General features: G+C 39.5%; 20 protein-coding genes and 1 pseudogene. 17 read left to right on the top strand and 4 right to left on the bottom strand.

The annotated features are described in order from the left end of the window. The first annotated feature begins 141 nt into the window (after positions 1–141). The 7 genes from BTR25_RS25275 to BTR25_RS25245 all read left to right on the top strand — a co-directional run bounded on the left by BTR25_RS25275 (position 142) and on the right by BTR25_RS25245 (position 7,297). Positions 142–1,626, top strand: a complete 1,485-nt coding sequence (locus BTR25_RS25275) for a carboxylesterase/lipase family protein (RefSeq protein WP_075690736.1) — start codon at positions 142–144, stop codon at positions 1,624–1,626. 304 nt (positions 1,627–1,930) lie between these two features. After that, positions 1,931–3,040: a YibE/F family protein gene (locus BTR25_RS25270; RefSeq protein ID WP_075690739.1), complete on the top strand. Its 1,110-nt coding sequence runs from the start codon at positions 1,931–1,933 to the stop codon at positions 3,038–3,040. After that, entirely contained in the window at positions 3,037–3,810 is a 774-nt protein-coding gene (locus BTR25_RS25265; RefSeq protein WP_075690735.1) for a YibE/F family protein, read from the top strand. Before BTR25_RS25270 ends, BTR25_RS25265 begins: the two co-directional genes overlap by 4 nt. A 31-nt stretch (positions 3,811–3,841) precedes the next feature. Further along, complete coding sequence (locus BTR25_RS25260; RefSeq protein ID WP_075690734.1) at positions 3,842–4,537, top strand: aspartate/glutamate racemase family protein; 696 nt, start codon at positions 3,842–3,844, stop codon at positions 4,535–4,537. 142 nt (positions 4,538–4,679) lie between these two features. Beyond that, a complete protein-coding gene (locus tag BTR25_RS25255) occupies positions 4,680–5,183 on the top strand; it encodes a GNAT family N-acetyltransferase (RefSeq protein WP_075690733.1) in 504 nt (167 codons plus the stop codon). A gap of 502 nt (positions 5,184–5,685) precedes the next feature. Further along, positions 5,686–6,297 carry a YitT family protein gene (locus BTR25_RS25250; RefSeq protein WP_368483012.1) on the top strand — a complete coding sequence of 204 codons (612 nt, stop codon included), beginning with the start codon at positions 5,686–5,688 and terminating at the stop codon, positions 6,295–6,297. Positions 6,298–6,649: 352 nt separating this feature from the next. Next, a complete protein-coding gene (locus tag BTR25_RS25245) occupies positions 6,650–7,297 on the top strand; it encodes a DsbA family oxidoreductase (protein WP_075690732.1) in 648 nt (215 codons plus the stop codon). Between the two features lie 316 nt (positions 7,298–7,613). On the opposite strand, the pseudogene BTR25_RS25240 reads toward BTR25_RS25245, so the two are convergent. Next, a pseudogene (locus BTR25_RS25240) lies at positions 7,614–8,330 on the bottom strand (MurR/RpiR family transcriptional regulator). Positions 8,331–8,551: 221 nt separating this feature from the next. Here BTR25_RS25240 and BTR25_RS25235 point away from each other — a divergent pair. After that, entirely contained in the window at positions 8,552–9,988 is a 1,437-nt protein-coding gene (locus tag BTR25_RS25235; RefSeq protein WP_075690731.1) for a glycoside hydrolase family 1 protein, read from the top strand. Between the two features lie 69 nt (positions 9,989–10,057). On the opposite strand, the gene BTR25_RS25230 is transcribed toward BTR25_RS25235, so the two are convergent. Continuing rightward, on the bottom strand, positions 10,058–10,774 hold the full coding sequence (locus BTR25_RS25230) for a 3-ketoacyl-ACP reductase (protein ID WP_075690730.1): 717 nt from the start codon (positions 10,772–10,774) through the stop codon (positions 10,058–10,060). A gap of 283 nt (positions 10,775–11,057) precedes the next feature. Between BTR25_RS25230 and BTR25_RS25225 the strand changes: the two genes are divergently transcribed. The 5 genes from BTR25_RS25225 to BTR25_RS25205 all read left to right on the top strand — a co-directional run bounded on the left by BTR25_RS25225 (position 11,058) and on the right by BTR25_RS25205 (position 14,022). Continuing rightward, positions 11,058–11,990 (top strand): SGNH/GDSL hydrolase family protein, encoded by a 933-nt coding sequence (locus BTR25_RS25225; protein ID WP_254842794.1) that lies wholly within the window; start codon positions 11,058–11,060, stop codon positions 11,988–11,990. 94 nt (positions 11,991–12,084) lie between these two features. Continuing rightward, positions 12,085–12,279, top strand: a complete 195-nt coding sequence (locus BTR25_RS25220) for an SE1832 family protein (protein ID WP_075690729.1) — start codon at positions 12,085–12,087, stop codon at positions 12,277–12,279. 64 nt (positions 12,280–12,343) lie between these two features. After that, positions 12,344–12,778, top strand: a complete 435-nt coding sequence (locus BTR25_RS25215) for a GNAT family N-acetyltransferase (RefSeq protein ID WP_075690728.1) — start codon at positions 12,344–12,346, stop codon at positions 12,776–12,778. Between the two features lie 109 nt (positions 12,779–12,887). Beyond that, positions 12,888–13,265, top strand: coding sequence for a VOC family protein (locus tag BTR25_RS25210; protein WP_075690727.1), 378 nt, complete (start codon positions 12,888–12,890; stop codon positions 13,263–13,265). A gap of 61 nt (positions 13,266–13,326) precedes the next feature. After that, entirely contained in the window at positions 13,327–14,022 is a 696-nt protein-coding gene (locus BTR25_RS25205; protein WP_075690726.1) for a YwaF family protein, read from the top strand. 79 nt (positions 14,023–14,101) lie between these two features. Here BTR25_RS25205 and BTR25_RS25200 read toward each other — a convergent pair whose 3' ends face one another. Then, positions 14,102–15,511: an AAA family ATPase gene (locus BTR25_RS25200; RefSeq protein WP_075690725.1), complete on the bottom strand. Its 1,410-nt coding sequence runs from the start codon at positions 15,509–15,511 to the stop codon at positions 14,102–14,104. Between the two features lie 241 nt (positions 15,512–15,752). On the opposite strand from BTR25_RS25200, the gene BTR25_RS25195 reads away from it, so the two are divergent. Both BTR25_RS25195 and BTR25_RS25190 read left to right on the top strand, forming a co-directional pair. Next, positions 15,753–17,321, top strand: coding sequence for an amidase (locus BTR25_RS25195; protein ID WP_075690724.1), 1,569 nt, complete (start codon positions 15,753–15,755; stop codon positions 17,319–17,321). 193 nt (positions 17,322–17,514) lie between these two features. Then, positions 17,515–18,492: an NAD(P)H-dependent flavin oxidoreductase gene (locus tag BTR25_RS25190; protein WP_075690723.1), complete on the top strand. Its 978-nt coding sequence runs from the start codon at positions 17,515–17,517 to the stop codon at positions 18,490–18,492. A gap of 64 nt (positions 18,493–18,556) precedes the next feature. Here the strand turns inward: BTR25_RS25190 and BTR25_RS25185 are convergent, their stop codons facing one another. Then, positions 18,557–19,750, bottom strand: a complete 1,194-nt coding sequence (locus BTR25_RS25185; protein ID WP_075690722.1) for a nitrate/nitrite transporter — start codon at positions 19,748–19,750, stop codon at positions 18,557–18,559. 478 nt (positions 19,751–20,228) lie between these two features. On the opposite strand from BTR25_RS25185, the gene nirB reads away from it, so the two are divergent. Together nirB and nasC are read left to right on the top strand one after the other, a co-directional pair. Next, the gene (gene nirB / locus BTR25_RS25180; protein ID WP_075690721.1) at positions 20,229–22,598 is read left to right on the top strand and encodes a nitrite reductase large subunit NirB; all 2,370 of its coding nucleotides are present in this window, start codon (positions 20,229–20,231) and stop codon (positions 22,596–22,598) included. A gap of 34 nt (positions 22,599–22,632) precedes the next feature. After that, a complete protein-coding gene (gene nasC, locus BTR25_RS25175) occupies positions 22,633–24,768 on the top strand; it encodes an assimilatory nitrate reductase catalytic subunit NasC (protein ID WP_075690720.1) in 2,136 nt (711 codons plus the stop codon). Positions 24,769–25,135 lie beyond the last annotated feature (367 nt).

Below are 25,135 nucleotides of genomic sequence, written 5' to 3'. Positions count from 1 at the left end.
GAAGCAGCAGAACCGTCCCCATGATTTTTTCCTTATCTGACAGGAAAATTCATTCTTTTCTCGAATACATTTAAGTGGCTACATAGACAGGTACTTGCTGAATGTATACAATTTTGGGAGGAGAATGTTAATGTCTAGAGCATTATTATTAAAAGCGCTTACGGTAAGTTGCAGGGTGAACAGTTAGGTGAGGTATTTGCATGGAAGGGGATTCCATTTGCTAAACCGCCAGTTGGACCTCTTCGTTTCCGTGCTCCAGAGCTGCCGGATTCTTGGGGAGGGGTTCGTGATGCCACTTCTTTTGGACCTGTTGCTCCGCAGACTCAACGGGAGATCATGGAGTTCTTGGGGAACGATATATCCAATATGAACGAAGATTGTCTGTACCTAAATGTTTGGTCACCGGGAGCCGATGATAAAAAACGTCCCGTTATGGTGTGGATTCATGGAGGTGCGTTTGTTTCAGGTTCTGGGTCTAGCAGCTGGTATGATGGCGCTTCGTTTGCAGAGCAAGGCGACGTGGTAGTCGTTACGATTAATTATCGTTTAGGTATTTTGGGCTTTCTTCATCTTGCAGAAATAGGCGGAGCAGAATATGCGACTTCTGGAAATTGCGGTATTCTAGATCAGGTCGCGGCGTTACAATGGGTGCAGGATAATATTGCAGCATTTGGGGGTGACCCTAACAATGTGACGGTGTTTGGAGAATCCGCAGGTGCAATGAGTATTGGGGTATTACTTGGGTTGCCTTCCGCACAAGGTCTGTTCCAAAAAGCCATTCTGCAAAGTGGTGCCGCAGCCAATGTCCATCCTGCAGAAAGAGCAACAAAAGTAGCGGGCCAGCTGTTAACGGCTTTACAAGTTGAACCTAGTAATTTGGCAAAACTAGAGGAAATGCCGGTTGAACAGTTAATTCAAGCTTCAGACCTCCTGCCTCCAATGAGCTTAAGTCCGGTGGTTGATGGCGTATCACTTCCAATTCCTCCAGAGGAGGCTATTAAAAACGGTTCTGCCAAGAATGTCTCGATTTTAATTGGGACAAATAAGGATGAATACAATATTTTCAGTGTATTTGACCCTGAATGGAAAGACGCTGACGATACAAAGGTTACCTCGCTTTTTGAAAAAACCTTTGGTCCACTGGTGCCTTTAATTAGAAGTTATTTCTCTAGTAACGCACCTTTAAGCCAAGAACTTTATAATAAATTACTAACCATGAGCATCTTTACAGGTCCAGCACTTAAACTAACGGAATTACAGGTGAACCAAGGTGCTCCTGTTTGGATGTATCGCTTTGATTGGGAAACACCCGTTTTCGGCGGTAAACTAAAAGCAACTCATGCATTAGAAATCCCGTTTGTGTGGAATAATTTAGATAAGGAAAATACTACGAATTTCACTGGTAGTTCTCCAGAACGACAAGGTGTCGCCGACCAGATGCATCAGACATGGATTAACTTCGTTCATAATGGTAATCCTTCTACAGATGGTCTTACTGATTGGCCAGCCTATGATGTGAACAAGCGGTCTACGATGATTTTTAACACGGAGAGCAAGATGGTAAACGATCCAAATAGTCAAGAGCGGATCGTATGGGAGCAAGCATCTATGATGATGAAAGCATAATAATAGACTGCCATTATTTTTCAAAGTAAGTAAAATTCCAAGCCCAGTTAACGGAACTGGGCTATTTTTTATATACAAGAACAATTGATTGATGTCGTCTACATTGACGGGGAAAAATGTTCCTGTTATTCTAGGTGCATTGTTAACTATCTACAATTGAAGTTTGCTAATGAATTGTAGCGGATAACACCGGATTGATTAGATACCTATAGCATTTTCTTCTGACACCATATGTTTAAACTGTATCATACCCCATTAGCTGGAGGTGTTATGTTTGAATGGCATCATAACGAAATTTAGAAAAATGAATTCTCAACAAATTTCTATCTACATAAGCATCATTCTTTGCTTTATCGCTTCAGTTATCTTTGTTCACCATAACTACTCATTCTATGAGCGTCCAATAGCCAAAGTTATCGAAACGAACCTAGAAGAAACAACTGAAATGGAAGATATGCTCCATAATAAAGATCGTTTATTTACTCAAGGAATCATAGCAGAACTAAAGAATGGGGAAGAGATAGGACAGCTTATCTATTTAACGAACGAATATTCCTCATCCGGTGCTTATGATCAAAAATACCACGTTGGAAATGAGTTGTTTGTTTCATTTAATAAGAAGACAGGGGAAAATGGAGAGTTAACGGGAACGATTAGAGATGTAAAGCGAGATAAATACGTTTTGCTTGTAGCATGGGTTTTTATCTTTATTTTACTTATAGTTGGAAAAAAACAAGGGCTGTTTTCGATTATTAGCTTGGCCATCAATGCTGTTCTGTTATCATTTGCATTAGATATTTATCTGAATACAACAGGTATTAGTTTGTTATTGATATGTGGTATAAGTGTCATTTTATTTACTGCCTTCTCTTTGTTACTTGTAAACGGGTTTAATGAAAAAACATACGCGGCGATTATAGCGACCTTACTAGGAACGTTTAGCTCGTTGCTTATAACCTATTTTGTTATGTGGTTAACTTCCGAGCAGGGGCTCCGGTATGAAGAAATGCAATTTGTTTCGAGTCCATATCGAGAAGTATTTATGGCGGGGTTATTTATCGGCTCTTTAGGAGCTGTTATGGATGTGGCGATTACAATGTCTTCTTCTATTTTTGGTTTATATGAAAAAAATAACCACATATCTGTACAGGCACTTAAAACTTCAGGCTTGGAAATAGGGAAGGATATTATGGGAACAATGACAAATATATTGTTTTTTGCCTATATTAGTGGATCCATTCCGATGCTCATTCTTTACTTGAAGAATGCTTCTCCTTTGGGGTTTACTCTCTCTATGAACCTTTCACTGGAATTTGCCAGAGCCCTTGCTGGTGGTATTGGAATCGTAATAACGATCCCAATAGGTTTATATACTTCCATGTTCTTAATTAATCGAAAGAGGGCAAAACAATGAATGTATTAGTTTGTCTGGCAGCCATTTTATTTTTATTGATGAGACTGATTGGCGGAAAAAAAGGAACACGTTCATTTATTGCTATTTTCCTCAATTTCGGAGTCCTGTTAATTACCGTCTTAATTATGACCAATCCAAATGCAAACCCCATTATCTTAACGCTGATTGCCTGTACAGTTATTAGTTGTATTAACCTGCTTTATATTAATGAAGTGAATACTACAACGAAAACTGCATTTCTTTCTTCCATCATAACCATCGTTATCCTGCTCTTTTTTATAGTAATTGTGACAGAAAGTGCTATGATTAAAGGTTTCGGTGAAGAAGAGCTAGAGGAATTGAGCATATTTTCTCTCTATATTGGCGTCGATTTTCTCAAAATAGGAGCTTCCGTGATTATTATGAGTACAATTGGTGCTATCACAGACACTGCCATTGCCATTTCGTCTCCGATGCGTGAAGCATTTAATCATCACCCATCCATTAGTAGAAAAGACTTATTTGCATTTGGAATAAGTATCGGGAGGGATATATTAGGGACTAGTACAAACACATTATTTTTTGCCTTTTTTGGAGGCTATCTGGCATTGTTAATATGGTTTAAGGTTTTATCCTATTCTGTTGGAGAAATCGTAAATTCAAAAATCTTTAGTGCTGAAATGATAACGATTTTTAGTGCCGGAATTGGAGTAGCGCTTATCATTCCAATCACTGCCTCAATTACTGCATACTTTTCAGTAAAAACAAGAGAAATTAAAGAAACATTATAGCTGAAATAATTGTAAAAGTGGGGATATTTCTATGAAGACGATCGGACTTATTGGCGGAATGAGCTGGGAATCCTCAGTTGAGTATTATCGAATCATTAATGAGGAAGTAAGAGAAAGGTTAGGGGGACTTCACTCAGCAAAATGTCTGTTGTATAGTGTTGATTTTGATGAGATAGAACGCTATCAGGCAGAGGGTGATTGGGAAAGTGCAGGTAAGGTTTTAGCAGCAGCGGCTTCCTCTTTAGAAAAAGCAGGTGCGGAATTTATTGTTATTTGCACCAATACCATGCATAAGGTGTTAGATGCGATTGAAGAAAAAGTAACCATACCTACCTTACATATTGCAGATGCGACAGTAAAACAAATTAATCATACCAGGATGAAAACAGTAGGTTTACTTGGTACCAAATATACAATGGAACACGATTTTTATCGTACGCGGGTTGAAGGGCATGGAATTAATGTTGTGGTCCCAAATAAAGAGGATAGAGACAAGATCAACCAAGTTATTTTTGAAGAATTATGTTTGGGGAAAATTGAAGATTCGTCAAAGCATTATTTTAAACAAGTGATAAAAGAGTTAGTTGAAAACGGTGCAGAAGGGATCATTTTGGGATGTACTGAAATTGGCTTATTAATTAAACCGGAAGATTCAGATGTTCCATTATTTGATACTACACATATTCATGCCATTGAAGCTGTGAACAATGCTTTGAATGGTTCATAAAAAGATTGGACCGAATGTTGTATCTGAAAAACCATTGGATATTTATGTTAAGATAAAAAAAGATTGTGCAAAAATGTACTAAAGCTAACTGAGCAATAGAGTTTTAGTTCTATTAAACAAATGTAAGAAAAGAGGGTACATTGTGTACTTTAAAACAGAACGCTTAATCGCAAGAAGGTTAGAACTAAAAGACCTTAATGAATTCGATGAAATGCAAAGTAATATTAGAGTTATGAAATATACATTAGGTAGAGAAAATACAAGAGTTGAAAATGCAAATGAATTAGAAAAAATTATCAATGAGTACGCATTAAGCGAAACAAATAGAACAATTATGGGAATTTCCAAATCTTCAGATGAAACATGCTCTTTAGTAGGTGCTTGTGCTGTGATAAAACGAGATGTGGAGTGTTTTGAAGTTGGATATAGGCTGTTAGAAAAATATTGGGGAAACGGATTTGGACTTGAAATCTTAGAAGGGTTAATAACCTATTGTTTAACGGATTTAGGGGCAACGGAATTGATTGCTGAAGTTGATAAAGAGAACATTTACTCAGTTAGAATACTTGAGAAGTCTTCCATGAACTTTGTAAAAGAGTATTATGAAGAGAATAACCTTGTACGTATGTATATGTTAAATAGGTAAAATCTTTAAAGTATCCTCTTAAACTATATATAAGAAGTAGTTTAGTTTAATAAGCTAAATACGGGAATAACCTAGTTCATAAGGGACCAGGCTATTTTTTTTATTAAAAAGAACCGCAAAACGCGGTGGTTTTAATGTGCATTGTCCTACATTTTTAGTTGTAAATTCATGTTTTGTGATAGGRTACGGTACCCGWTAGCAAATTATACATAATATGGTTATGATATTGTTATTTTACGATTATCATACAATCATAGACAAGAAATTTGGGGGTACAACAACGGCAAGGATTGTATTGAAGGAATAACGATTGAAAATTTTTATAAAAGTATACATTTAAAAGCGTGGTAAGGGACAAGAAAATCAAATTTTATCAAAACAGTACTCTAGACGAAAACCAAACAGGTTAACCAAGGTGGGCCAGGATTTGTATTTCTGTTTGAGTAATTTGCTAGGAGTATATCCATAAACACAAAAAATATAGTGATCCGTCTTCTTATTCTTGTCTAAACTACATATTTATATATATAGAAATTTGGACAAGGGGTTGAGGATTTTACAAAGACTATTAGCTATATTAATTGGAAGTTTGCTGTTGGGTATAGGGGTCAACGGGTTTCTCGTCCCGAATCATTTAATAGATGGCGGAATTCTAGGAATTGCTTTAATACTTCATTACTTCTTTCAGGTACAGACAGGAATGGTAATGGTGGCCTTAAGCCTCCCCATTTGCATATATGCATCGATGAACGAAAGAGGATATTTTTTCAGTAGTTTACAGGGGTTATTCATTTCCTCTTTGTCTATTGATTTATTCGCTCCTTTACGTGATGAATTTTTTATTCATCCTCTAAACAGCGCTATTATTGGTGGTGGAATCATTGGTATAGGAATTGGGATTATGCTGAGGTATAAAACGAGTACAGGGGGGACGGATTTACTTTCAAAAATAATCGCCAGGAGATTTTCATTAAATATCGCGCTTGTTATTATTTTGATTGACGGGCTGATTGTTTTAGCTGGTTTTACCGTTTTAGAAACAGAAAGCATTCTTTATTCATGTGTAGCTATCACAATTGTTGGTTTAACAACTTACTTGATTGAAAAAAAATAGTGGACGATTCTTGTGCTTCTTTAGCTAAACGAAAGAAGCACAGGAACCGTCTGAGGGCACTGAAAAAGTAGCCTTTTTTGAATAATGATGTTTTTTTGGGAGGCAAAAATGTCTCCCTACCATCAAAACGTCGCTTAGAAGCAGTTCTGGAGCTCTGTTTTTTAAAACATCATTTTTCCTTTTTAAAATTGGACTTTTTCAGTAGTCTCGAACTGTCCCCATGCACACCTATGCACGAGCAAATTGCGTGTAAAGTTTGGGCTTTAATCCTATACTATACGAGTATAAAGTATTGGAGGGATTGTAAGTGCATATTGAAATGTGGACTGATTTTGCTTGACCATTCTGCTATATTGGCAAAAGGCGTCTGGAGGACGCTATTAAGCAGATTGACCACCCGATTGAAGTGACGTACCGATGCTTCGAATTGGACCCAACAATGGGTAAAGATATTAAAGAAAATATATATGAAGCGTTAGCTAAGAAATACGGAATGAGTGAAGCACAAGCACGAGCAAATACGCAGAACATGGTAAGGATGGCTGAGGAAGCTGGATTGGATTATCAAATGGATACGTTGATCTTAACGAACACTTTTGATGCTCACCGTCTAACGATGTTTGCTAAAACACAAGGTTTAATGACCGAGATGACGGAACGAATTCTACATGCCTACTTTACAGAATCTAAACACATCGGAGATCATGAAACCTTGACAGAGCTAGCTGTAGAGGTAGGGTTAAATGGCGACGAGGTAGCCAACATGCTTGCCAGCGATGAAATGGCTGTCTCTGTTCATGCGGATGAACGCTTAGCTCAGCAGTATGGCATTAGAAGTGTGCCTTTCTACCTGATTAACAATAAGTACTCACTAACAGGTGCCCAGCCAACCTCGACATTTGTCCAGGCACTAAAGAAAGTTATTGCAGAGGATCAAATTACTGCCTTAAACAATGATGGCATAAGCTGTGATGACGATGGCTGCGAAATCCCTAAATAAAGAAAGAGCAAAGTAACGAAAAGGTTCTTCGTTTTAAACGAAGGACCTTTTGATTTTCCACATTTTCTAGCTCCTATAATGCCTGACGACCCGGTGCCCGGCCCACATGAAATCGCTGAACAAGCTCCTGCTCCGTACTAAAAGGCCGACCCATCGCCCCATCAACAGCCTGCAGCTCATCAATCAAAATTTGTTTAATCTGTTTATAAATTGAAGAACACCAGAGTTCCGATCAATCGTATTCTTTTTCACATTCTTAATATGTTTTCCTTCATTTATATATGTGTCATAGGGACGGGTCTACTGCACTTTTTAGCTAAACCAAGGATGCAGTAGAACCGTCCCCGTGCTTCATCTCCCTGGCGATGGATTCTAGGATGTAGATGACAGGGACTTGGGTGGTGATGTTGGATTGTTGGTAGAATTCTTCTGTGACGTAGTAGGGTATGTTTAGGTCTGAGATTTTGGCTATGGTTGAGAGTTTTTGGTTGGTGATGCTGATGATTTTGCTTCCTTCTTGTTTTAGCTGGTTTAGGTGTGTGCGGTAAATGGGTTTTCTCCTGAGACAGACAGTGCGATGGTTACACTATTATTTTTTAGCTTTGCATGAATCGGGAAGTGTGGGTCCTTTATATATAATGAAAATCTCCCTAAGCTAGAAAAATATCTTGCGCCATATTCAGCTAGGATCCCTGAGCTTCCAATCCCAATAAAAATAACATGGTCTGCCGTCGTAACAAGTGCAGCTGCATCTTTAATTTTTTCCTCTAAATCTCCTTTTAGAGTTCGCTCAAAAAATTCGACTACTGTTGAGAACTTTTAATTACCGTTTTTTTAGAATCGTTTAACTGCATTTTCAGCTTTACTTTGAATTCAGAGAACCCCTCACAATTTACCTTTCGGCAAAAACGTAAAATGGTGGCTGTTGATACATGCGTTTCATATAAGCCACTTTATCAGCATGGTGTGCAATGTAATTATATAAGGATGTTTCTAGTTCATTAAAAGAAGCAATGATGTCGTTTGTAAACATGGATAGGATTACTCCTTGACAAATGATAGTTAAACACATTTTAACACAATCCCCAAATAACTTGAAACAAGGAGTTACATTTTTGTAACAAGTATCTTTCGAAGTTATCAAAAACTAGATGAACCTAGGTCATTTACTATCCTTGTCAGTATCGGTATGATTCTTTTTGAAGAAATAAACGAATAATAAAATGTGGAACTACAATACTGGAGGTTATCTACATGACAACATACCAATTTCCTGAAGGTTTCTTATGGGGAGGGGCTACTGCAGCCAATCAAATCGAGGGTGGCTATAAGGAAGGAAATAAAGGACTAAATATAGCAGATGTTCTCCCAGGTGGAAAAGAGCGTTTAAATAAATTGTTGAATCCTGGTTTTGACTTTGAAATTCATCCTGATCAATACTACTATCCAAATCACGAAGCGATTGATTTCTATAACCGGTATAAGGAAGATATTGCGTTGTTTGCGGAAATGGGGTTTAAAGCGTTCAGGATGTCCATTGCCTGGACACGTATTTTCCCTAATGGCGATGAACTAGAGCCAAATGAAGAAGGGTTAGCCTTTTATGATCGTGTGTTTGATGAACTGCGTAAATATGGGATTGAACCGGTTGTCACGATTTCTCATTATGAAATGCCGCTACACTTGGTGAAACAATATGGCGGTTGGAGAAACCGGGAAGTGGTAACGTTTTTTGAACGTTATGCAAAAGTCCTTTTCAATCGTTATAAAAATAAAGCAAAGTACTGGATGACTTTTAACGAAATCAATAGCAGCTTGAAAATGCCGATTCAGGGTCTTGGTTTTGCCATTCAAAATGAAGAGGATAAATACCAGCCAACCTATCAAGCCTACCATCATCAGTTTGTCGCAAGTGCAATGGCGGTAAAATTATGCCATGAGATTATACCTGATTCAAAAATCGGCTGTATGATTCTCTATGCACCAGTCTACTCCTTTGACAGCAACCCAAAAAACGTGATGTATGCTCTTCAGGAAGATCAGATCTTCAATTACTTTTGTGCAGATGTACAAATACGTGGTGAGTACCCAGCGTTTATAAAAAGATATTTTAATGAGCATGCGATTGATTTGGCGATAGGGGAAGGTGACTTGGAGCTATTAAAAGAACACACCGTTGATTATGTCGGCTTTAGCTATTACATGTCCCGAACGGAAAAGAAAGTGAAATCAGATACAGAAGGGGCACAAGGAAATATTATTGGTGGTGTAAGAAATCCGTTCTTAAAAGCAAGTGACTGGGGCTGGGAAATCGACCCAGAGGGACTGCGAATCAGCCTAAATCAATTATATGATCGCTATCAAAAACCATTATTTATTGTAGAAAATGGTTTAGGGGCGTATGACAAAGTAGAAGAAGACGGTTCAATTCATGACGACTATCGGATCGATTACCTTCGTGAACATATTAAAGCAATGGGGGAAGCCATTGAAGATGGAGTAGAGTTAATGGGCTATACAAGCTGGGGCTGCATCGACATGGTCAGCATGTCCACAGGCGAATTCTCCAAACGCTATGGTTATATCTATGTAGACAAACACGACGATGGCAGCGGAACACTAGAACGGAAAAAGAAGAAATCCTTCTACTGGTACAAAGACGTCATCTCAACAAACGGAAAGCAACTGTAATGCATGGGGACGGTTCTCATGCTTCCTTCGTTTAGCTAAACGAAGGAAGCAGAAGAACCGTCCCTTTGCTTACGGATTGGTTGACCATAGTCCTGCGGATTTTAAGAGGACTCTGGGGTTGAGTTTGAGTCCGGCGACTAGTAGTTCGGCTAGGTCTTCTGGGTGCATTACTCTTTCTGCGTTTCCGGAGATTAGGTTGTTTTCGTTGGCTAAATCGGTGACGACGGTGCTTGGTGTTAGTGCGGTTACCCGGATATTATGCTTTCTTACCTCGAGCATGAGAGATTCTGTTAGGCCTAGAACAGCAAACTTAGAGGCACTGTATGCACTCGTAACAGGGGCTCCTTTTTGTCCGGCCGTTGAGGAGATATTGACAATATCACCTGATTTTCTCTCAATCATTTCTGGTAAAACGGCTCTTGTCACATGATAAACACCCATTAGGTTCACTTGAATGATGTTTTCCCATTCTTCCGGAGTTAAATCTAGAAAACCGCCAAATTTAGCGGTACCGGCATTATTGATTAAAATATCAATCGATCCTAGGTCTGATTTGATGTGTTCAACTGCATGTTGAACAGCTTCTAAATCTGCTACGTTGGCTGTTGCAGCGGAAATGTTCACATCATAAGGTTTAAGTTCCTCCGATAGTTTTTCCAGATTAGACAAATTGAGTCCAATCAATCCAAGATTAACCCCTTCTTTTGCTAGAGCAATGGCAACGGCACGTCCGATTCCCCTGCCTGCACCCGTTACTAATGCGGTCTTCCCTTTTATTGAATTCATGTAATCATTCCTTGTAATAAAATTTGAGTATCTCTTTTTGCTGGGCATGTCTGCCAATTATATTATTAGTATCTAAGCCCGTACTATCCATAAAAATCAAAATTCTTGTCTAATTGAGATAACGTTGGTACCGAACATGGTATGGGCGTTTTTTTTATGAAAAGAGTAAATTTTTTACTAAAAATTGTAGGCTTTCGTAATGTTGTCCCGCATGATAAAATGAATAAACTATATTAAGTTAAGAAAATATGATAATTTTACGATAATAATAGGTTGTGATGGAATGATGAGGAGTAAAAAAACAATATTGATCATTAGTAGTTTACTATTTGCTGGCATCTTGCAATTCTTGTATCTTTCAGATCGTAAACCAGCAAATCTCGAAAGTGTACAAACGGTTTCGTCCGTAAAGGATGAACAAATTGAAATAAAAGTTCGAACGGCTGAAGAAGAGGTAAGAATTGATCAGGTAATTCATACTGATAAACCGATCGCCGAAGAGATTAAGGCAAAGGTCAGAGAAATAGTGGAAGGTGCATTTAATTTTTTCAAAAAAGACCAAAAGATTGTCTCAATCGGTGACTCTCTAACAGAAGGGGTTGGGGACGAAACAGAAAGTGGCGGTTATGTGGGAATCCTTAATCACACATTTGAAGCGAATAGCCTGAATATTTCGGTTGAAAACTTTGGTAAAAGAGGAAATCGTTCAGACCAATTACTAAAACGGCTTGAGAAAGAGGAAATTGTTGCTTCTATTAAAGAGGCGGATACGGTTTTAATAACGATTGGTGCAAATGACATTATGAATGTGCTAAAAAAGAATTTCACTAATCTAACCATGGAACCATTCCAACGAGAGAGAATGGAATATATTGAACGATTAACAGCAATATTTGATAAGATTAATGAATTAAATCCAGATGTACAAATATATCTAATCGGTTTTTATAATCCATTTGAACGATATTTCGCAGATATCAAAGAATTCGACCAGATTATCGACAATTGGAATGAAGCAGGAAAAACACTTTCAGAAGAATACGAAAATGTGAGATACATCCCAACAAAAGATCTATTTACCAATTCCACCATAGACCTACTAGCCGAAGACGAATTTCACCCAAACACAAACGGCTACAAACTAATGGCACAGCGTGTCCTAGAATATTTAAAAGAACCCAATGAAACGGCGGTCAACACAGCCGTAGAATCATAGGGACGGTTCTCATGCTTCCTTCGTTTCGCGAAACAAAGGAAGCACGAGAACCGTCCCTGTGAATCCCATTATTTTGGTGAGAGTGAGGCAGGAAATGAGTAGAAGTGAGATTGAATATAAGATTATGGAGTTAAAGGATGAATATTTGCAGCTCCAGCATAACTTAGAGAAATTGGAGTTTGTAAAAGGTAACATAGCTCCGTTAGAAAAACGGCTAACTTCTATTGAAGATGAATTGAGTAACCTTAATCAATTATTGCGTAAGATTAATTCTGAAGAAATAGTCTAGTTTGAGCTAGGCTATTTTTATTATACATATTGGCCTTACTTGAATGTAATAGGAGGATAAAAGCATGATCATAAGGAAAATGGTCGAAGGTGATCTGCCACAACTAGAACTATTATATAGACAGTTTTGGGATGAAGAATCTTCTATTAAAACCATGAGGATTCAGTTTGATAAACTACTGAAAACCAACACACATTTATTTTTGAGTGCAATTGAAAATAACAAACTCATCGGTTCGGTGATGGGGGTAATTTGTGAGGAAATTTATGGGGAGTGTAAGCCTTTCTTAGTCCTTGAAAACATGATTGTTGATAAGGACTATCGGAATAAAGGGGTAGGAAAAGCCTTATTATCCGAACTTGAGAAATTGGCCAGTCAAAGAGGTTGTTCCCAAGTGATTTTTGTAACAGAAAGGGACAGGGTTGATGCTGTAGAGTTTTATGAATCAGCGGGGTATAGCTCCCAAACCCATATAGGTTTTAAAAAGAAACTCAATTAAGTTACACTTGTATGGACGGTTGTAGTGTTTAGCCAGGCTGAAGGCAGCATGAGAACCGTCCCTGCGCCTACCTGCGCCTAATCAATGGAGTTAAAGGAGATTGCGGCTGATGATTAATAAAATTGGAAAGATTTCTGTGTATGTACATAACCAAGAAGAAGCAAAAGAGTTTTGGCTGCAGAAATTAGGTTTTGTTTTAAAGCTGGAACAACCAATGGGACCAAATGCATCGTGGATAGAGGTAGGGCCTAGCGATAACGAATTTACCACTTTAATCCTTTATTCGAAGTCAGCAATGGAACAGCAACAGCCTTCTAAGGTTGCACATCCATCCGTCCTTTTCAGTACAACAGATATCGAGTTAGCTTATGAGGAAATGCAGCAAAAGGGCGTTAAAGTAGGGGAAATGCTACGTATGCCGTTTGGTACGATGTTCACCTTTTATGATCAAGATGGTAATGAATACATATTAAGGGAAGATAAATAATAACCAATTTTGTCCCTGAATAACATGGTGGTAACCCTAGGAAGAAAGAGGTGTTGCCATCATGTTTTCTGTTACAGAAATGCAGGATTTCACCTTTTTATCCGTGACACATATTGTGACAATAATCCTTTTCTTTATGACTTGTTTTCTTCTGGTGTATTTTAGAAAGAACCTGATACCACACCAGAATATGTTAAAATGGACCCTGTTTTTCATTTTGATTACTTGTGAGGTTTCGTATCATCTATGGCTGGTTCTGACCCGTCAATGGGAAGTGGCGGACTTACCGCTGCAGCTTTGTTCTCTTAGTACGTTTTTATCACTTTATCTATTCTTGAAACCAAATCAAAAAGTGTTTCATTTATTATTCTTTATCGGTCTCATTCCTCCTATCTTAAGCATGGTGACACCAGACATCGTCTACCAATTCCCTCATTATCGTTTCCTAAAATACTTCCTACACCATTCAGCCATTCCATTAGCCGTCTTATACTTTATCCTCTTTGAGGGGTACAGAGTTCCAAAGAAAGCGATCTTCACTAGCTTCATAACATTAAATATTATCGCCGTCCCAATCTTCGTCCTAAATAAGCTACTGGGTACAAACTTCTTCTTCCTAGCAAGCCCATCAGAAGTAAAAACACTACTATCCTTCTTCGGAAACGGAATAACCTATTATATTAACCTAGAAATTGTTGGATTTTTAGTCTTCATCATCACGTACATTCCAAGGGGGATTCTCCAGAAGAAGAGCTAAAGCGCGGGGACATTCTCCTGATTCCTTCGTTTAACTTAAATTTAGCTAAACGAAGGAATCGGGAGAACCGTCCCTCTGCTTAATCTTTAACTTTTAGTGTTAAGGGCAATCCCTTTTTAACTGTAGCTGTGAATACTTGTGTAGTTGGATGTGTTAGGTGTGTAATGCTTTCTAAATTATCTAGGAAAATGGGAACAGTGTTATCTTGATCTTTGTTGAACTCTGTAATGATTTCTAACATACAGCGAATCTTTTCACTGTTAGACAGAACTCGATAGGGTCTGTTATTGTAGGTAATTTGAAAGTCCGGACGTAATTCACCATTTTTCAATTGTTTAAACAGTGCAACCTTAGTGTGTGTATAGTATTGATTGATTTGACTCTGATACTGATTTGCCAATTGTCCTAATTGTTGTTTTAATTTTTTTAGGTCATCGGCAAGATCAATTTTCTTTTGAAACAGCTCGGCTATTATATTTTCAACTTTTTCAAGCTCATTTAGCTGTTGACTTGGATGGTCGTCCAATCTTTCATTTGGGAATGCTTTTTTAATCTTCTCAAGCTCATCCTCAAGAATCGTTTTATTTTTTGCTAAATTACTATACTGTCTTCTTTGATCCTCCAGCTCTTTTTCCAAAAAATCAATTTCATTTTGTAAAACATTCTTCTTTTTCTCATGTTCAAGTTGTATATTATGTGCCTGGCTGTTAGATACAGTTTGATGGCAGGTAGGGCATTGTTCACTAATATAAAAATAAGGTTCATTTTGTTTCTCTTTAAGGGTGTTAAGTTTGGTCTTCAACTCAATCCCTTCCTTAATTGTCTCTTCTAGTTTCATTGTGATAGATTTTACCTCTTTGTCCAATTGCTGCTTTTTAATTTGGGTTTCTAGGGAAATAGGAGCTGCATTATTCTGTTTTTCATTGAGCGATTCAATTTGCCTTTTTAACAAAGATCTTTGCCCCTCATAAAAGTTCCTGGAAGATTCTATATCTTTTTGCTGCTTTATAATGTGGCTTTTTTCTTTTTCTAGTTCATAAAACTCATCTATTTCTGGTAGAAAGGATTTAACAATATACGACCTTGCATTGCTTTTTTCTTCTTCCGGGAAAACATCGGGAAAAAAGCTATAGATAAATCTGCTGTAATCACCTAATAATTGTTTGAATTCACTTTCTTTTACCTTTTTATTATTCAAATAAACAGACGTGGTTCCTTTTGGATTCATCGTCCTAGTTAAACGGTATTCCTGTTGATGCGTTTGGAGAACGACATCAACCTTCATTGAATTTTTTCCCTCTTGAAGGTATTCCTTTACATAACCTTTAATCCCATGCTTGGTTACTCCAAATAAGTTAAATACAATCGCTTCGCCAACCGATGACTTTCCAGTATAGTTATCTCCGAAAAAATGATTCGTTTTGCCAAATTCAAATCGGGTGCTTGAGTGGCACTTAAAATTAGTGAGTTCCAGACTTTTAATAAACATCCAATCATCCCCAAAACTACTATTGTTAATATGTAATGCCCATATTATTACATATGTTCTGTATAATGTGAATAACAAATATTATATAAAATGACATGTATGTAACTTGATGTGACAGATGAAGGAGTATCATTTTGTCAGTCTTTCTTACGATTCTTTGTAAGAATACCTTCCAACTTTTAAGACTAGTAGAGTGAATCTTGTTATATTCATACTATCTTAAAAAAGGGAGAGGAAGATTATGGGGAAGTGGTATAAGAAGTCGTTTGCTTTTGTAACAAGCTTGGTATTAGCAGGAAGTCTATTTGTAACTACGATGGGGGCTCCCGTAAGTGCAGCTCCGAATCTAGCAAATCCTGTTGTTAAGAGTATTCTATCCGTTGAGATTGAGGAAGCGACGATCTTTGAGCTTCAGCATGAGATGAAGAGAGGGACACTAACCTCCGAACAATTGGTACAGTTTTATTTAGATCGTATTACAAAATTTGATGATTCGATTAACTCGATTATAACAATTGATGAGAATGTGCTGGAAGAGGCACGGCAGCTTGATCTGGAACGAAAAGCGGGTAAGGTCCGAGGTGCTTTACATGGGATCCCTGTGATTTTAAAAGACAACTATGATACATACGACATGCCGACGACAGCCGGTTCCCTATCACTTGCAGGGTCCATTCCATTGGATGATGCCTACCAGACTAAGAGATTAAGAGATGAAGGGGCGATCATTTTAGGAAAGGCCAATCTTCATGAATTTGCATTTGGCTTCCAAACAATCAGTTCCCTAGGGGGACAAACCCTAAATCCGTATGATCTAACCAGGTATCCTGGCGGTTCAAGTGGTGGGACAGCAGCTGCTGTAGCAGCCAACTTTGTGACAGTTGGTTTAGGAACGGATACGGGAGGTTCAATCCGAATTCCGTCATCATTTAATAATCTAGTTGGTATTCGGCCTACGATGGGTCTAGCTAGCCGAGATGGCATTATTCCACTTGCATTAACACAGGATGTAGGAGGTCCCATTGCTAGAACAGTAGAGGATGCTGCTGTTGTACTTGATGCGATTGCTGGATACGATCCAGCCGATCCCGTAACAGAAGAAAGCATTGGAAACGTACCAAAAACGTATACGCATTATCTAAAGAAAAATGGGTTAAAGAAGGCAAGGATTGGTGTGGTACGGAGCCTTTTTGGAAACGATCCACAAGTGAATATGGTAATGAATCAGGCGATTAGTGATATGGAGTCGCTTGGTGCTGAGATTTATGAAGTGACAATCCCAAATCTTAATCAAATTCTCGCTTATCCAAGTTTAAGCGGCTATGAATTTAAGTTTCAATTAAATGATTACTTAGCTTCACTTGGATCAAATGCTCCCTTTAAAACCCTTACAGATATTATCGAAAGTGGTTTGTATGATCCAAGTTTAAGGAGTGGTTTAATCGCTAGGGATAGTAAGGTTTCATTGGAAAATGACGCAGAATATCAGCGAATTATTACAGAACGTCCGGAGGTAACAAAGGAAAGCTTGATGTCAGTCTTCACAGAATATGACCTTGATGTGCTCCTTTATCCAACGTCTAACGCTCTGCCTGCTGAAATCGGCAGGAGCCAGGGTTCTGGAAATGCAAACCGTTTAAGTCCATTCTCTGGATTCCCGGCAATATCCGTACCAGCCGGGTTCAGCGACAATGGCTTGCCAGTGGGTCTTGAAATGCTAGGAAAGGAATTTGACGAAGCCACACTAATCAAGCTAGCCTACTCCTACCAAGAAGGCACCAAACATCGAAAAGCACCTGAATTAGAATAAAGCATGGAATAGAGCATGGGGACGGTTCTCACTGCTTCCTTCGTTTTGCTGAAGTTTAGCTAAACGAAGGGAGCGGAAGAACCGTCCCCATGCTTTCTTTCTTGATTCCTCCGACAACAAAAAGTTATAATATTAGTAACATTCTGAAAGCGCTTTAAAATTATATGGATTTGAAGGGGGATTTGAGGTACATATGGCAAACATTCCATCTATTTTAAAAAATTTGAGGATTCCTGTCATTGGTTCACCACTTTTTATCATTAGTAATCCCAAGTTAGTAATAGAGCAATGTAAGGCAGGGATTGTGGGTTCGATGCCGTCACTAAATGCTAGACCAGTATCGCAGCTAGATGAATGGCTGGCAGAAATTACAGAAGAGCTTGCAGACTACAATGCTAGTAATCCAGACCGACCAGCAGCTCCGTTTGCGATTAATCAAATTGTTCATAAAACGAATGACCGATTGGAACAGGATATGGAGTTATGTGTGAAGTATAAGGTTCCGATTATCATCACCTCTCTAGGTGCCCGTGAAGAAATCAATGTAGTGGCACATAGTTATGGAGGCTTTGTGTTCCATGATGTCATTAATAACAAGTACGCACATAAGGCTATAGATAAAGGGGCAGATGGCTTGATTGCGGTTGCGGCAGGTGCAGGCGGTCATGCAGGAGACAAGAGTCCTTTTGCATTGATTCAGGAAATTCGTCAATGGTTTGGTGGACCGATAGCCTTGTCTGGATCAATCGCTAATGGGAATGCGATTTTGGCTGCACAAGCATTGGGAGCCGATTTTGCTTACATAGGCTCGCCGTTTATCGCGACACACGAGGCTAGAGCTGTTGATGAATATAAGCAAGCGATTGTGGAAAGTACCTCTGACGATATCGTAAACAGCAGTCTATTCACTGGAATCCATGGTAATTATCTAGCACCATCTATTCGAAGAGCCGGAATGGACCCTAATGCACTACCTGAGAGTGATCCGTCCAAAATGAACTTTGGCGGAGACGGAAAAGCGAAAGCCTGGAAGGATATTTGGGGAAGCGGCCAAGGTATCGGCGTAATCAATGAAGTCACGAGTACAGCGGCTTACGTTGACAGGCTTCATCAAGAATATATCGCTGCGAGAGAGAGTTTATTTAAAATAAGTACAGAATTCGTTAAATAAAAGCATGGGGACGGTTCTCATGCTTCCTTCGTTTAGCTAAACAAAGGAAGCACAAGAACCGTCCCTATGCTTGTTTTGCGACCATGGATTTTTTCCATGAGATTTGTGCGAGTATGAGTATGATTAGGGAGGACATTCCGATGGCTGCTATGATGATGAAGCCTGTTTCGTATGTTCCTGTGATTTGTTTTAGTGTACCTAGGATGTTTGGTACGAAGAATCCGCCCACACCTCCGGCTGCTCCTACGATTCCTGTAATGACGCCTATTTCTTTGCTAAATCGCTGCGGCACTAATTGGAATACGGCTCCATTTCCCATACCGAGGCAAAGCATCCCCATAAATAATACAGCAATGGTTATAGGTAGTGCGGGAAGTTGACTGACTATTAACATGGTGATGGCTACTCCGACAAATAAAATCATCAGCAGACGTGCACCGCCAATTTTATCAGCAATATATCCGCCGACTGGGCGGAAAAAGCTTCCTGCCGCCACGCAAATTGTAACAAAATCACCAGCCTGAACCTTTGTCGTCTGATATTGATCCACAAAAAAGATGCTTAAAAAGCTCGCTAAACCAACAAATCCTCCGAACGTGACACTGTATAGCAAACAGAAATACAAGGTATCTCGTTGCTTAAATACTTTTAAATAATCTTTGAGTGGTTTTGCTGCTGGTTGAGAAGGGGCATCTTTGGCCATATAAAAATATAAGACAAACACAATCCCCAATGGAATAAGAGCAAGTCCCATTACATTATGCCAGCCAATATTTTCTGCAAGGCGCGGCCCGAATAATGTCGCCAATAACGTACCACTATTCCCGGCACCCGCAATCCCCATCGCTAATCCTTGAAGGTGCGGAGGATACCATCTGCTTGCCATTGGAATGGCCGCTGCGAAACTTGCACCTGCCACTCCTAGAAGAATCCCGATTAAAAAAAGCTCCGTAATAGTTTGACCAAATAACCAGCCCCATAAAAGCGGGACCATCGTGACCGTCATCCCACAGAGGGCTGTCTTCCTAGGTCCGATTCGGTCTGTTAAGAAGCCCAGAATAATTCGGAAAAAAGAACCACTTAAAATCGGTACCGCGACAATCAAGCCCATTTCCGAAGGGGAAAGATTAAAATCCTTTGTAATGTAGACTCCTAAAGCCCCCATGATCACCCAAATCATAAAACTAATATCAAAATATAGAAATGATGCTAATAAGGATGGCGCATGCCCAGCCTTTTTCAAATCTGCTAACTTCATCGATTTTACTCCCCTCACCGAATTTTTTTTTTAATATGGGCCAATCCAATACCTTAAATTCTGTACCCGCTTAAGTAAGGGGGCATCAGGTTACCAGCCGATATTTTGTTTTTCTGAAAAGAAAATTCTTCCTAATAAAATGATAAAGGATATAAACCCGATTTCTTTTTTCATCCTGTAACCTCCACATTGATTATTTTTCTTGGATTAAGCATAGACGGTACCAGATTACTTTGTCACAGTTTGTGTTAGTAAAGCTGACATATGAATCTTTTTCTGACATCAAAAAACGTTGTTATATATGGGTTTTTCTAAGTTTTTAAAATTCATAATATTCTTTCGTTTTTAAATCACTCAAAAGATAACTTGAATTTGTATGTCAGAAAATGCTACATGATTGCTTTAATTTAGTGAGGCTTATGCAATAATAAATGGCATTAAGTTTATGTGAGGTTATGTAACCAGTCTGGAGGTCATCATGGGTAAAAAAAAGCTGGTCTTAATAGGGAATGGAATGGCGGGTGTTCGCTGTATTGAGGAAATTCTCAAACTGAATTCTACTGATTTTGAGATTACGATCGTTGGAAGGGAACAGCATGTAAATTATAATCGGATTCTTTTGTCGTCTGTGCTTCAGGGAACGACTTCGATAAATGATATTACCTTACATGAACGTGAATGGTATAACCGTCATCATATACAATTATTTAAAGGGGAAACCGTGGTTGAGATTCATAAGGAGAGCCAATTCATTAGAACAGATCAAGACCATATAATTTCATATGATTACCTGATTATTGCAACGGGTTCCGTTCCGTTCTCACTTCCAGTTCCTGGTTCGGACAAAGAAGGGGTCTTCACTTTCCGAACAATGGAAGATTGCCAGAAACTGCTGGAAGGATCAAAACGATATAAAAAAGCGGTAGTGATTGGCGGTGGATTACTTGGGCTAGAGGCGGCACGAGGCCTACTTCATCTAGGAATGGAAGTGGATGTCGTTCATTTAGGTCCCTTTTTGATGGATAGACAACTTGATGAAACAGCAGCTAAAATGCTCCAAAAGAGTTTAGAGAATCAAGGCATGAAGTTTCTATTAGAAATAGAAACTCAAGAGATAATAGGGAAAGGAAGAGTGGAAGCGGTTCGGTTTAAGGATGGGACAGAAACTGATGCAGATTTGGTTGTCATGGCCGTTGGAGTGCGACCCAATATTCAGCTAGCAATGGCAGCGGGTATTTCTACAAATAGGGCCATCATCGTCAATGATTATATGGAAACAAGTGAAGCGAACATTTACGCTGTGGGAGAATGTGTGGAACACCGGGGAATGGTATATGGATTGGTTAAGCCGCTATATGAGCAGGGAAAAATACTAGCCAGAAGTATTTGCGGTTTGGAAGGACCAGGATACGAAGGGTCGGTGCTTTCTACACAATTAAAAATTTTAGGTATCGATTTATTTTCAGTCGGGATGATTCATGATGAGGATGCCTCGTTCCATTCGATTAAGGTATATGACGAGGAAGCCGGTGTGTATAAGAAAGTGGTTTTTCAAGATCATAAGGTGATCGGTGCTGTCTTGTATGGGGACACAAAAGAGCGTACCAGATTACTAGATATGATTCTTAAGAAGCGGGATATGGCTGATGTGGAAAAGGTGTCACTTTTTCCAACAGCTAAGGAGGAGACCATAAATGTCGCCTCGATGCCTTCTAGTGAAATGATTTGCCAGTGTAATAGTGTCACAAAAGGGACTATTCTTGAGGCGGTGAAACAAAAGGGATTAACGACGGTGGAGGAAATAAAGAAATGTACAAAGGCATCAAGTTCATGCGGCGGATGTAAACCGAATGTAGCCGATTTATTAGCCTATGTGCAAAATCATCCTCATTCCGAAGAAAATGTCGAGGAAAAATGGACATTGTGTTCGTGTACATCATTAAACGATGACGAAGTGGTGGATGCGATCCAGCGTGAAGAATGGGCTTCTGTTAAGGAGGTTATCGACGGATTGAACTGGACCGACAAGGAGGGCTGTTCGGTCTGCAGGCCAGCCATTAACTACTATTTAGGCATGATTAATCCAGAATATGAGAACAACCTAGAAGCAATCTTTTTCAATGAAAAACAGAACGCCACGGTGCAGTGGGACGGTACATATACCGTGATTCCACAGATGTATGGCGGGATTACAACGGCAGAGCAATTACGAAAAATAGCGGATGTGGCCGACCGTTTCAATATTACGGAAGTAGCGATTACGAGTGAACAAAGAATCCACTTGCTGGGTGTTAAAAAAGAAGATTTGTCAGCAGTGTGGTCTGATTTGGATATGACCCTGAGTTCTCCACATGGAAACAAGGTGCAAAACGTCAAAACATGTATCGGGGAACATATTTGTTCCTGTGATAAAAAACCTTCACTCCAGCTGGCTGTTCAGCTTGAAAAACAATTGGAATTTCTGACGACGCCTTACCGTTTCAAAATGGGTGTGTCAGCTTGCTTGCATAATGGTGCTGGTTCAACGACGAAGGATGTTGGTGTCCTTGGAACTGACCGCGGATGGGAAATATACATCGGCGGCAGCAGCGGACGCCAGGTTCGTTCGGGAGAATTAGTATGTGTTGCTCCGACATCAGAGGAAGCGATTGATGTCATATGTGGGTTTGTTCAATATTACCGAGAGACGGCCAATTATCACGAACGGACATGGGAATGGGTCGAAAGAGTGGGGCTCACTCATGTTAGAGAAGTGTTGTTTGACCAAGAGCTTCGCCAGCAGTTACTCTCTGGCTTGGAAGAGGAAATTGCCATACGTAAGCATTTGTTAGCGAAAAGCCATTTATAAAAAATACACGACAAAGAAAAAAGGGTGAACGGACGTGACAGAGTTGCTTTTAAAATATTTCCGAACGAAGCAGCAAAAGGTAGAGTCTGAGACAAAGTATACTACTCAATGCCCCTTTTGTAGCATGCAGTGTAAAATGCAATTACTGGAACAATCGATTGTTTCTCGAAAGAAATATGTCACAATCGGAATGAATAATCCAACCTCAGAAGGCAGATTGTGTATGAAGGGAATGAATGCTCATCAACATAGCTTTCATCGCGATCGACTAAAATATCCACTGAGGAAAATAAATGGGGAATTCGTTCGCATCTCCTGGGAAGAGGCGCTTGAGACGATTAAACAGAGTGTGACATCCATCCAGGCAGAAGATGGCGATGACGCAATGGCTGTTTATGGAAGTGCGTCAATTACCAACGAGGAGGCATATCTGCTTGGAAAGTTCGCGCGAGTTGCGCTAAAGACTCGGCACATCGATTACAATGGCCGGTTATGCATGTCTGCAGCAGCATCGGCCGGGAGTCAGACCTTTGGGATGGACAGAGGATTTACGAATAGCCTATCGGAAATTCCTTTGACCAGAACGATTATTCTTGCTGGTACCAATATTGCAGAATGTCAGCCTACCATTATGCCATATTTTGAGAAAGCCAAGGAAAATGGAGCCTATATTATTGCGATTGACCCTCGGGAAACAGCTACAACCAAAATGGCTGACTTACACTTAATGCCAAAACCCGGTACAGACGCGGCGTTAGCTAACGGATTACTAAAGGTCATCCTTGAAGCAAACTATGTGGATGAACGTTTTGTCCGGGAGCGGGCCAATGGATTTGAAGAAGTAAAGAAGCATGTAATGTCACTTCATCTTGAAGAAATTGAGGAGATTACTGGCGTTCCCATCGAGTACATTCGCAAAGCGGCAGTGAAGTTTGGGAAGGAAGAAACAGGAATGATTTTTACAGCGAGAGGGGTAGAGCAGCAAACTGACGGGGTGATGGCGGTCCGGAATTTCCTGAATATTCTTATCACCACAGGGAAAATCGGCAAGCCCAATTGTGGTTACGGAGCGATTACAGGTCAAGGAAATGGCCAAGGTGCAAGGGAGCATGGCCAAAAAGCCGATCAGCTCCCAGGATACCGCCTCATCGAAAACGAAGAACATCGTGAGTATATCGCTAGTATTTGGGGAATTGAGAAGGGAGAACTGCCAGGAAAAGGCGTTTCTGCCTATGAAATGATGGAAAAAGTAGATCTAGGAGAAATTACTGGGATGTTTTTAATGTGTTCCAACCCGGTTGTTTCGAATCCAAACGCACATTTTGTTAAAAATGCCTTGAAAAAGTTAAAATTCCTTGTAGCGGTTGATCTGTTTGTTTCAGAGACTGCTAGATTAGCAGATATCATTTTACCAGCATCGTCGTACCTAGAAGATGAAGGAACGATGACAAATGTGGAGGGTCGTGTCATCCTAAGGGAAGCGAGTTATCCTTGCCCAGGAGAAGTAAAGCATGATTGGCAAATTATTTGTGAAATCGCCCGTGTCCTCGGCAAGGAGAAGTTTTTCCCTTATACTTCTGCAGAAGAGATCTTTGAAGAACTAAGGAGGGCGAGCCGAGGGGGAAAAGCAGATTACTATGGGATTACTTATGATCGATTAAGAAAAGAAGAAGGTATTTTATGGCCGTGTCCAGCCCTTGAACATAAAGGGACAAAAAGATTATTTGAAACATCGTTCGCTCACCTAGACGGCAAAGCCGATATGGCAGTGGTTCCAAATAGGCCGATACTGGCGAAGGAACAAGTATCCGAAGAGTTTCCTTTGTATTTAACGACAGGGAGGGTGATGTCGCATTATTTAACAGGCGTTCAGACAAGGAAAAGTCCGGCACTGGCGGCAAGGAATGTCGAATCCTTCTTGGAAATTCACCCATCAACCGCTAAGAAATTCCGTATTCGTGATCAGACTTTAGTTCAAATTGAATCAAGACGGGGGAGTATAATCGTCAGGAGCAAAGTGACCGAAACAATCCGCCCCGATACAGTATTCGTTCCCTTTCATTGGGCCGACACACAAAACGTCAACCTCCTCGTCTCAAAAGACCTAGACCCAATCTGTAAAATGCCAGGCTTCAAAGTAACCGCCGTTAAAGTAACACCTGTCCATTGATGCACGGGTAATACACGGGGTAATACACGGGGACGGTTCTCATGCTTCCTTAGTCAAACGAAGGAAGCGGGAGAAGAACGAAATCGCTACGCGATGGCTCTAAAAGAAAATTTAAATGAAGTTTAATTAAATATACTGTATAATAGTTGCGAACACTTGTATAAAAATGTATGAAAAATAGGTATCGGATTGAATTCCCAATACGACGTAAATTGAAAAAATCCTTCAACGAATAAAAATTTATTTTTGGTGGGGTTACCATATTTTAGTTCATTAGCGAGGGCCGCGACTTCATTCTTCTCTGGCAATCAAAAATTTTGCGCTATGATCTTCTGCATAAAAATCATCAAAGGCACAACTAGCTCAT

The sequence above is a fragment of the Bacillus sp. MRMR6 genome (assembly GCF_001940785.1).
Classification (GTDB): Bacteria; Bacillota; Bacilli; order Bacillales; family Cytobacillaceae; genus Neobacillus.
This window is presented reverse-complemented; position numbering and strand designations above follow the sequence as displayed.

What these genes read in the sequence shown, in the direction of transcription:
- BTR25_RS25235 (WP_075690731.1), top strand. Translation starts at nt 8,552, where the DNA reads ATGACAACATACCAATTTCCTGAAGGTTTCTTATGGGGAGGGGCTACT.
- BTR25_RS25260 (WP_075690734.1), top strand. Translation starts at nt 3,842, where the DNA reads ATGAAGACGATCGGACTTATTGGCGGAATGAGCTGGGAATCCTCAGTT.
- BTR25_RS25210 (WP_075690727.1), top strand. Translation starts at nt 12,888, where the DNA reads ATGATTAATAAAATTGGAAAGATTTCTGTGTATGTACATAACCAAGAA.
- BTR25_RS25265 (WP_075690735.1), top strand. Translation starts at nt 3,037, where the DNA reads ATGAATGTATTAGTTTGTCTGGCAGCCATTTTATTTTTATTGATGAGA.
- BTR25_RS25185 (WP_075690722.1), bottom strand. Translation starts at nt 19,750, where the DNA reads ATGAAGTTAGCAGATTTGAAAAAGGCTGGGCATGCGCCATCCTTATTA.
- BTR25_RS25195 (WP_075690724.1), top strand. Translation starts at nt 15,753, where the DNA reads ATGGGGAAGTGGTATAAGAAGTCGTTTGCTTTTGTAACAAGCTTGGTA.
- BTR25_RS25200 (WP_075690725.1), bottom strand. Translation starts at nt 15,511, where the DNA reads ATGTTTATTAAAAGTCTGGAACTCACTAATTTTAAGTGCCACTCAAGC.
- BTR25_RS25220 (WP_075690729.1), top strand. Translation starts at nt 12,085, where the DNA reads ATGAGTAGAAGTGAGATTGAATATAAGATTATGGAGTTAAAGGATGAA.
- BTR25_RS25270 (WP_075690739.1), top strand. Translation starts at nt 1,931, where the DNA reads ATGAATTCTCAACAAATTTCTATCTACATAAGCATCATTCTTTGCTTT.
- BTR25_RS25225 (WP_254842794.1), top strand. Translation starts at nt 11,058, where the DNA reads ATGATGAGGAGTAAAAAAACAATATTGATCATTAGTAGTTTACTATTT.
- BTR25_RS25215 (WP_075690728.1), top strand. Translation starts at nt 12,344, where the DNA reads ATGATCATAAGGAAAATGGTCGAAGGTGATCTGCCACAACTAGAACTA.
- BTR25_RS25205 (WP_075690726.1), top strand. Translation starts at nt 13,327, where the DNA reads ATGTTTTCTGTTACAGAAATGCAGGATTTCACCTTTTTATCCGTGACA.
- BTR25_RS25230 (WP_075690730.1), bottom strand. Translation starts at nt 10,774, where the DNA reads ATGAATTCAATAAAAGGGAAGACCGCATTAGTAACGGGTGCAGGCAGG.
- nirB (WP_075690721.1), top strand. Translation starts at nt 20,229, where the DNA reads ATGGGTAAAAAAAAGCTGGTCTTAATAGGGAATGGAATGGCGGGTGTT.
- BTR25_RS25190 (WP_075690723.1), top strand. Translation starts at nt 17,515, where the DNA reads ATGGCAAACATTCCATCTATTTTAAAAAATTTGAGGATTCCTGTCATT.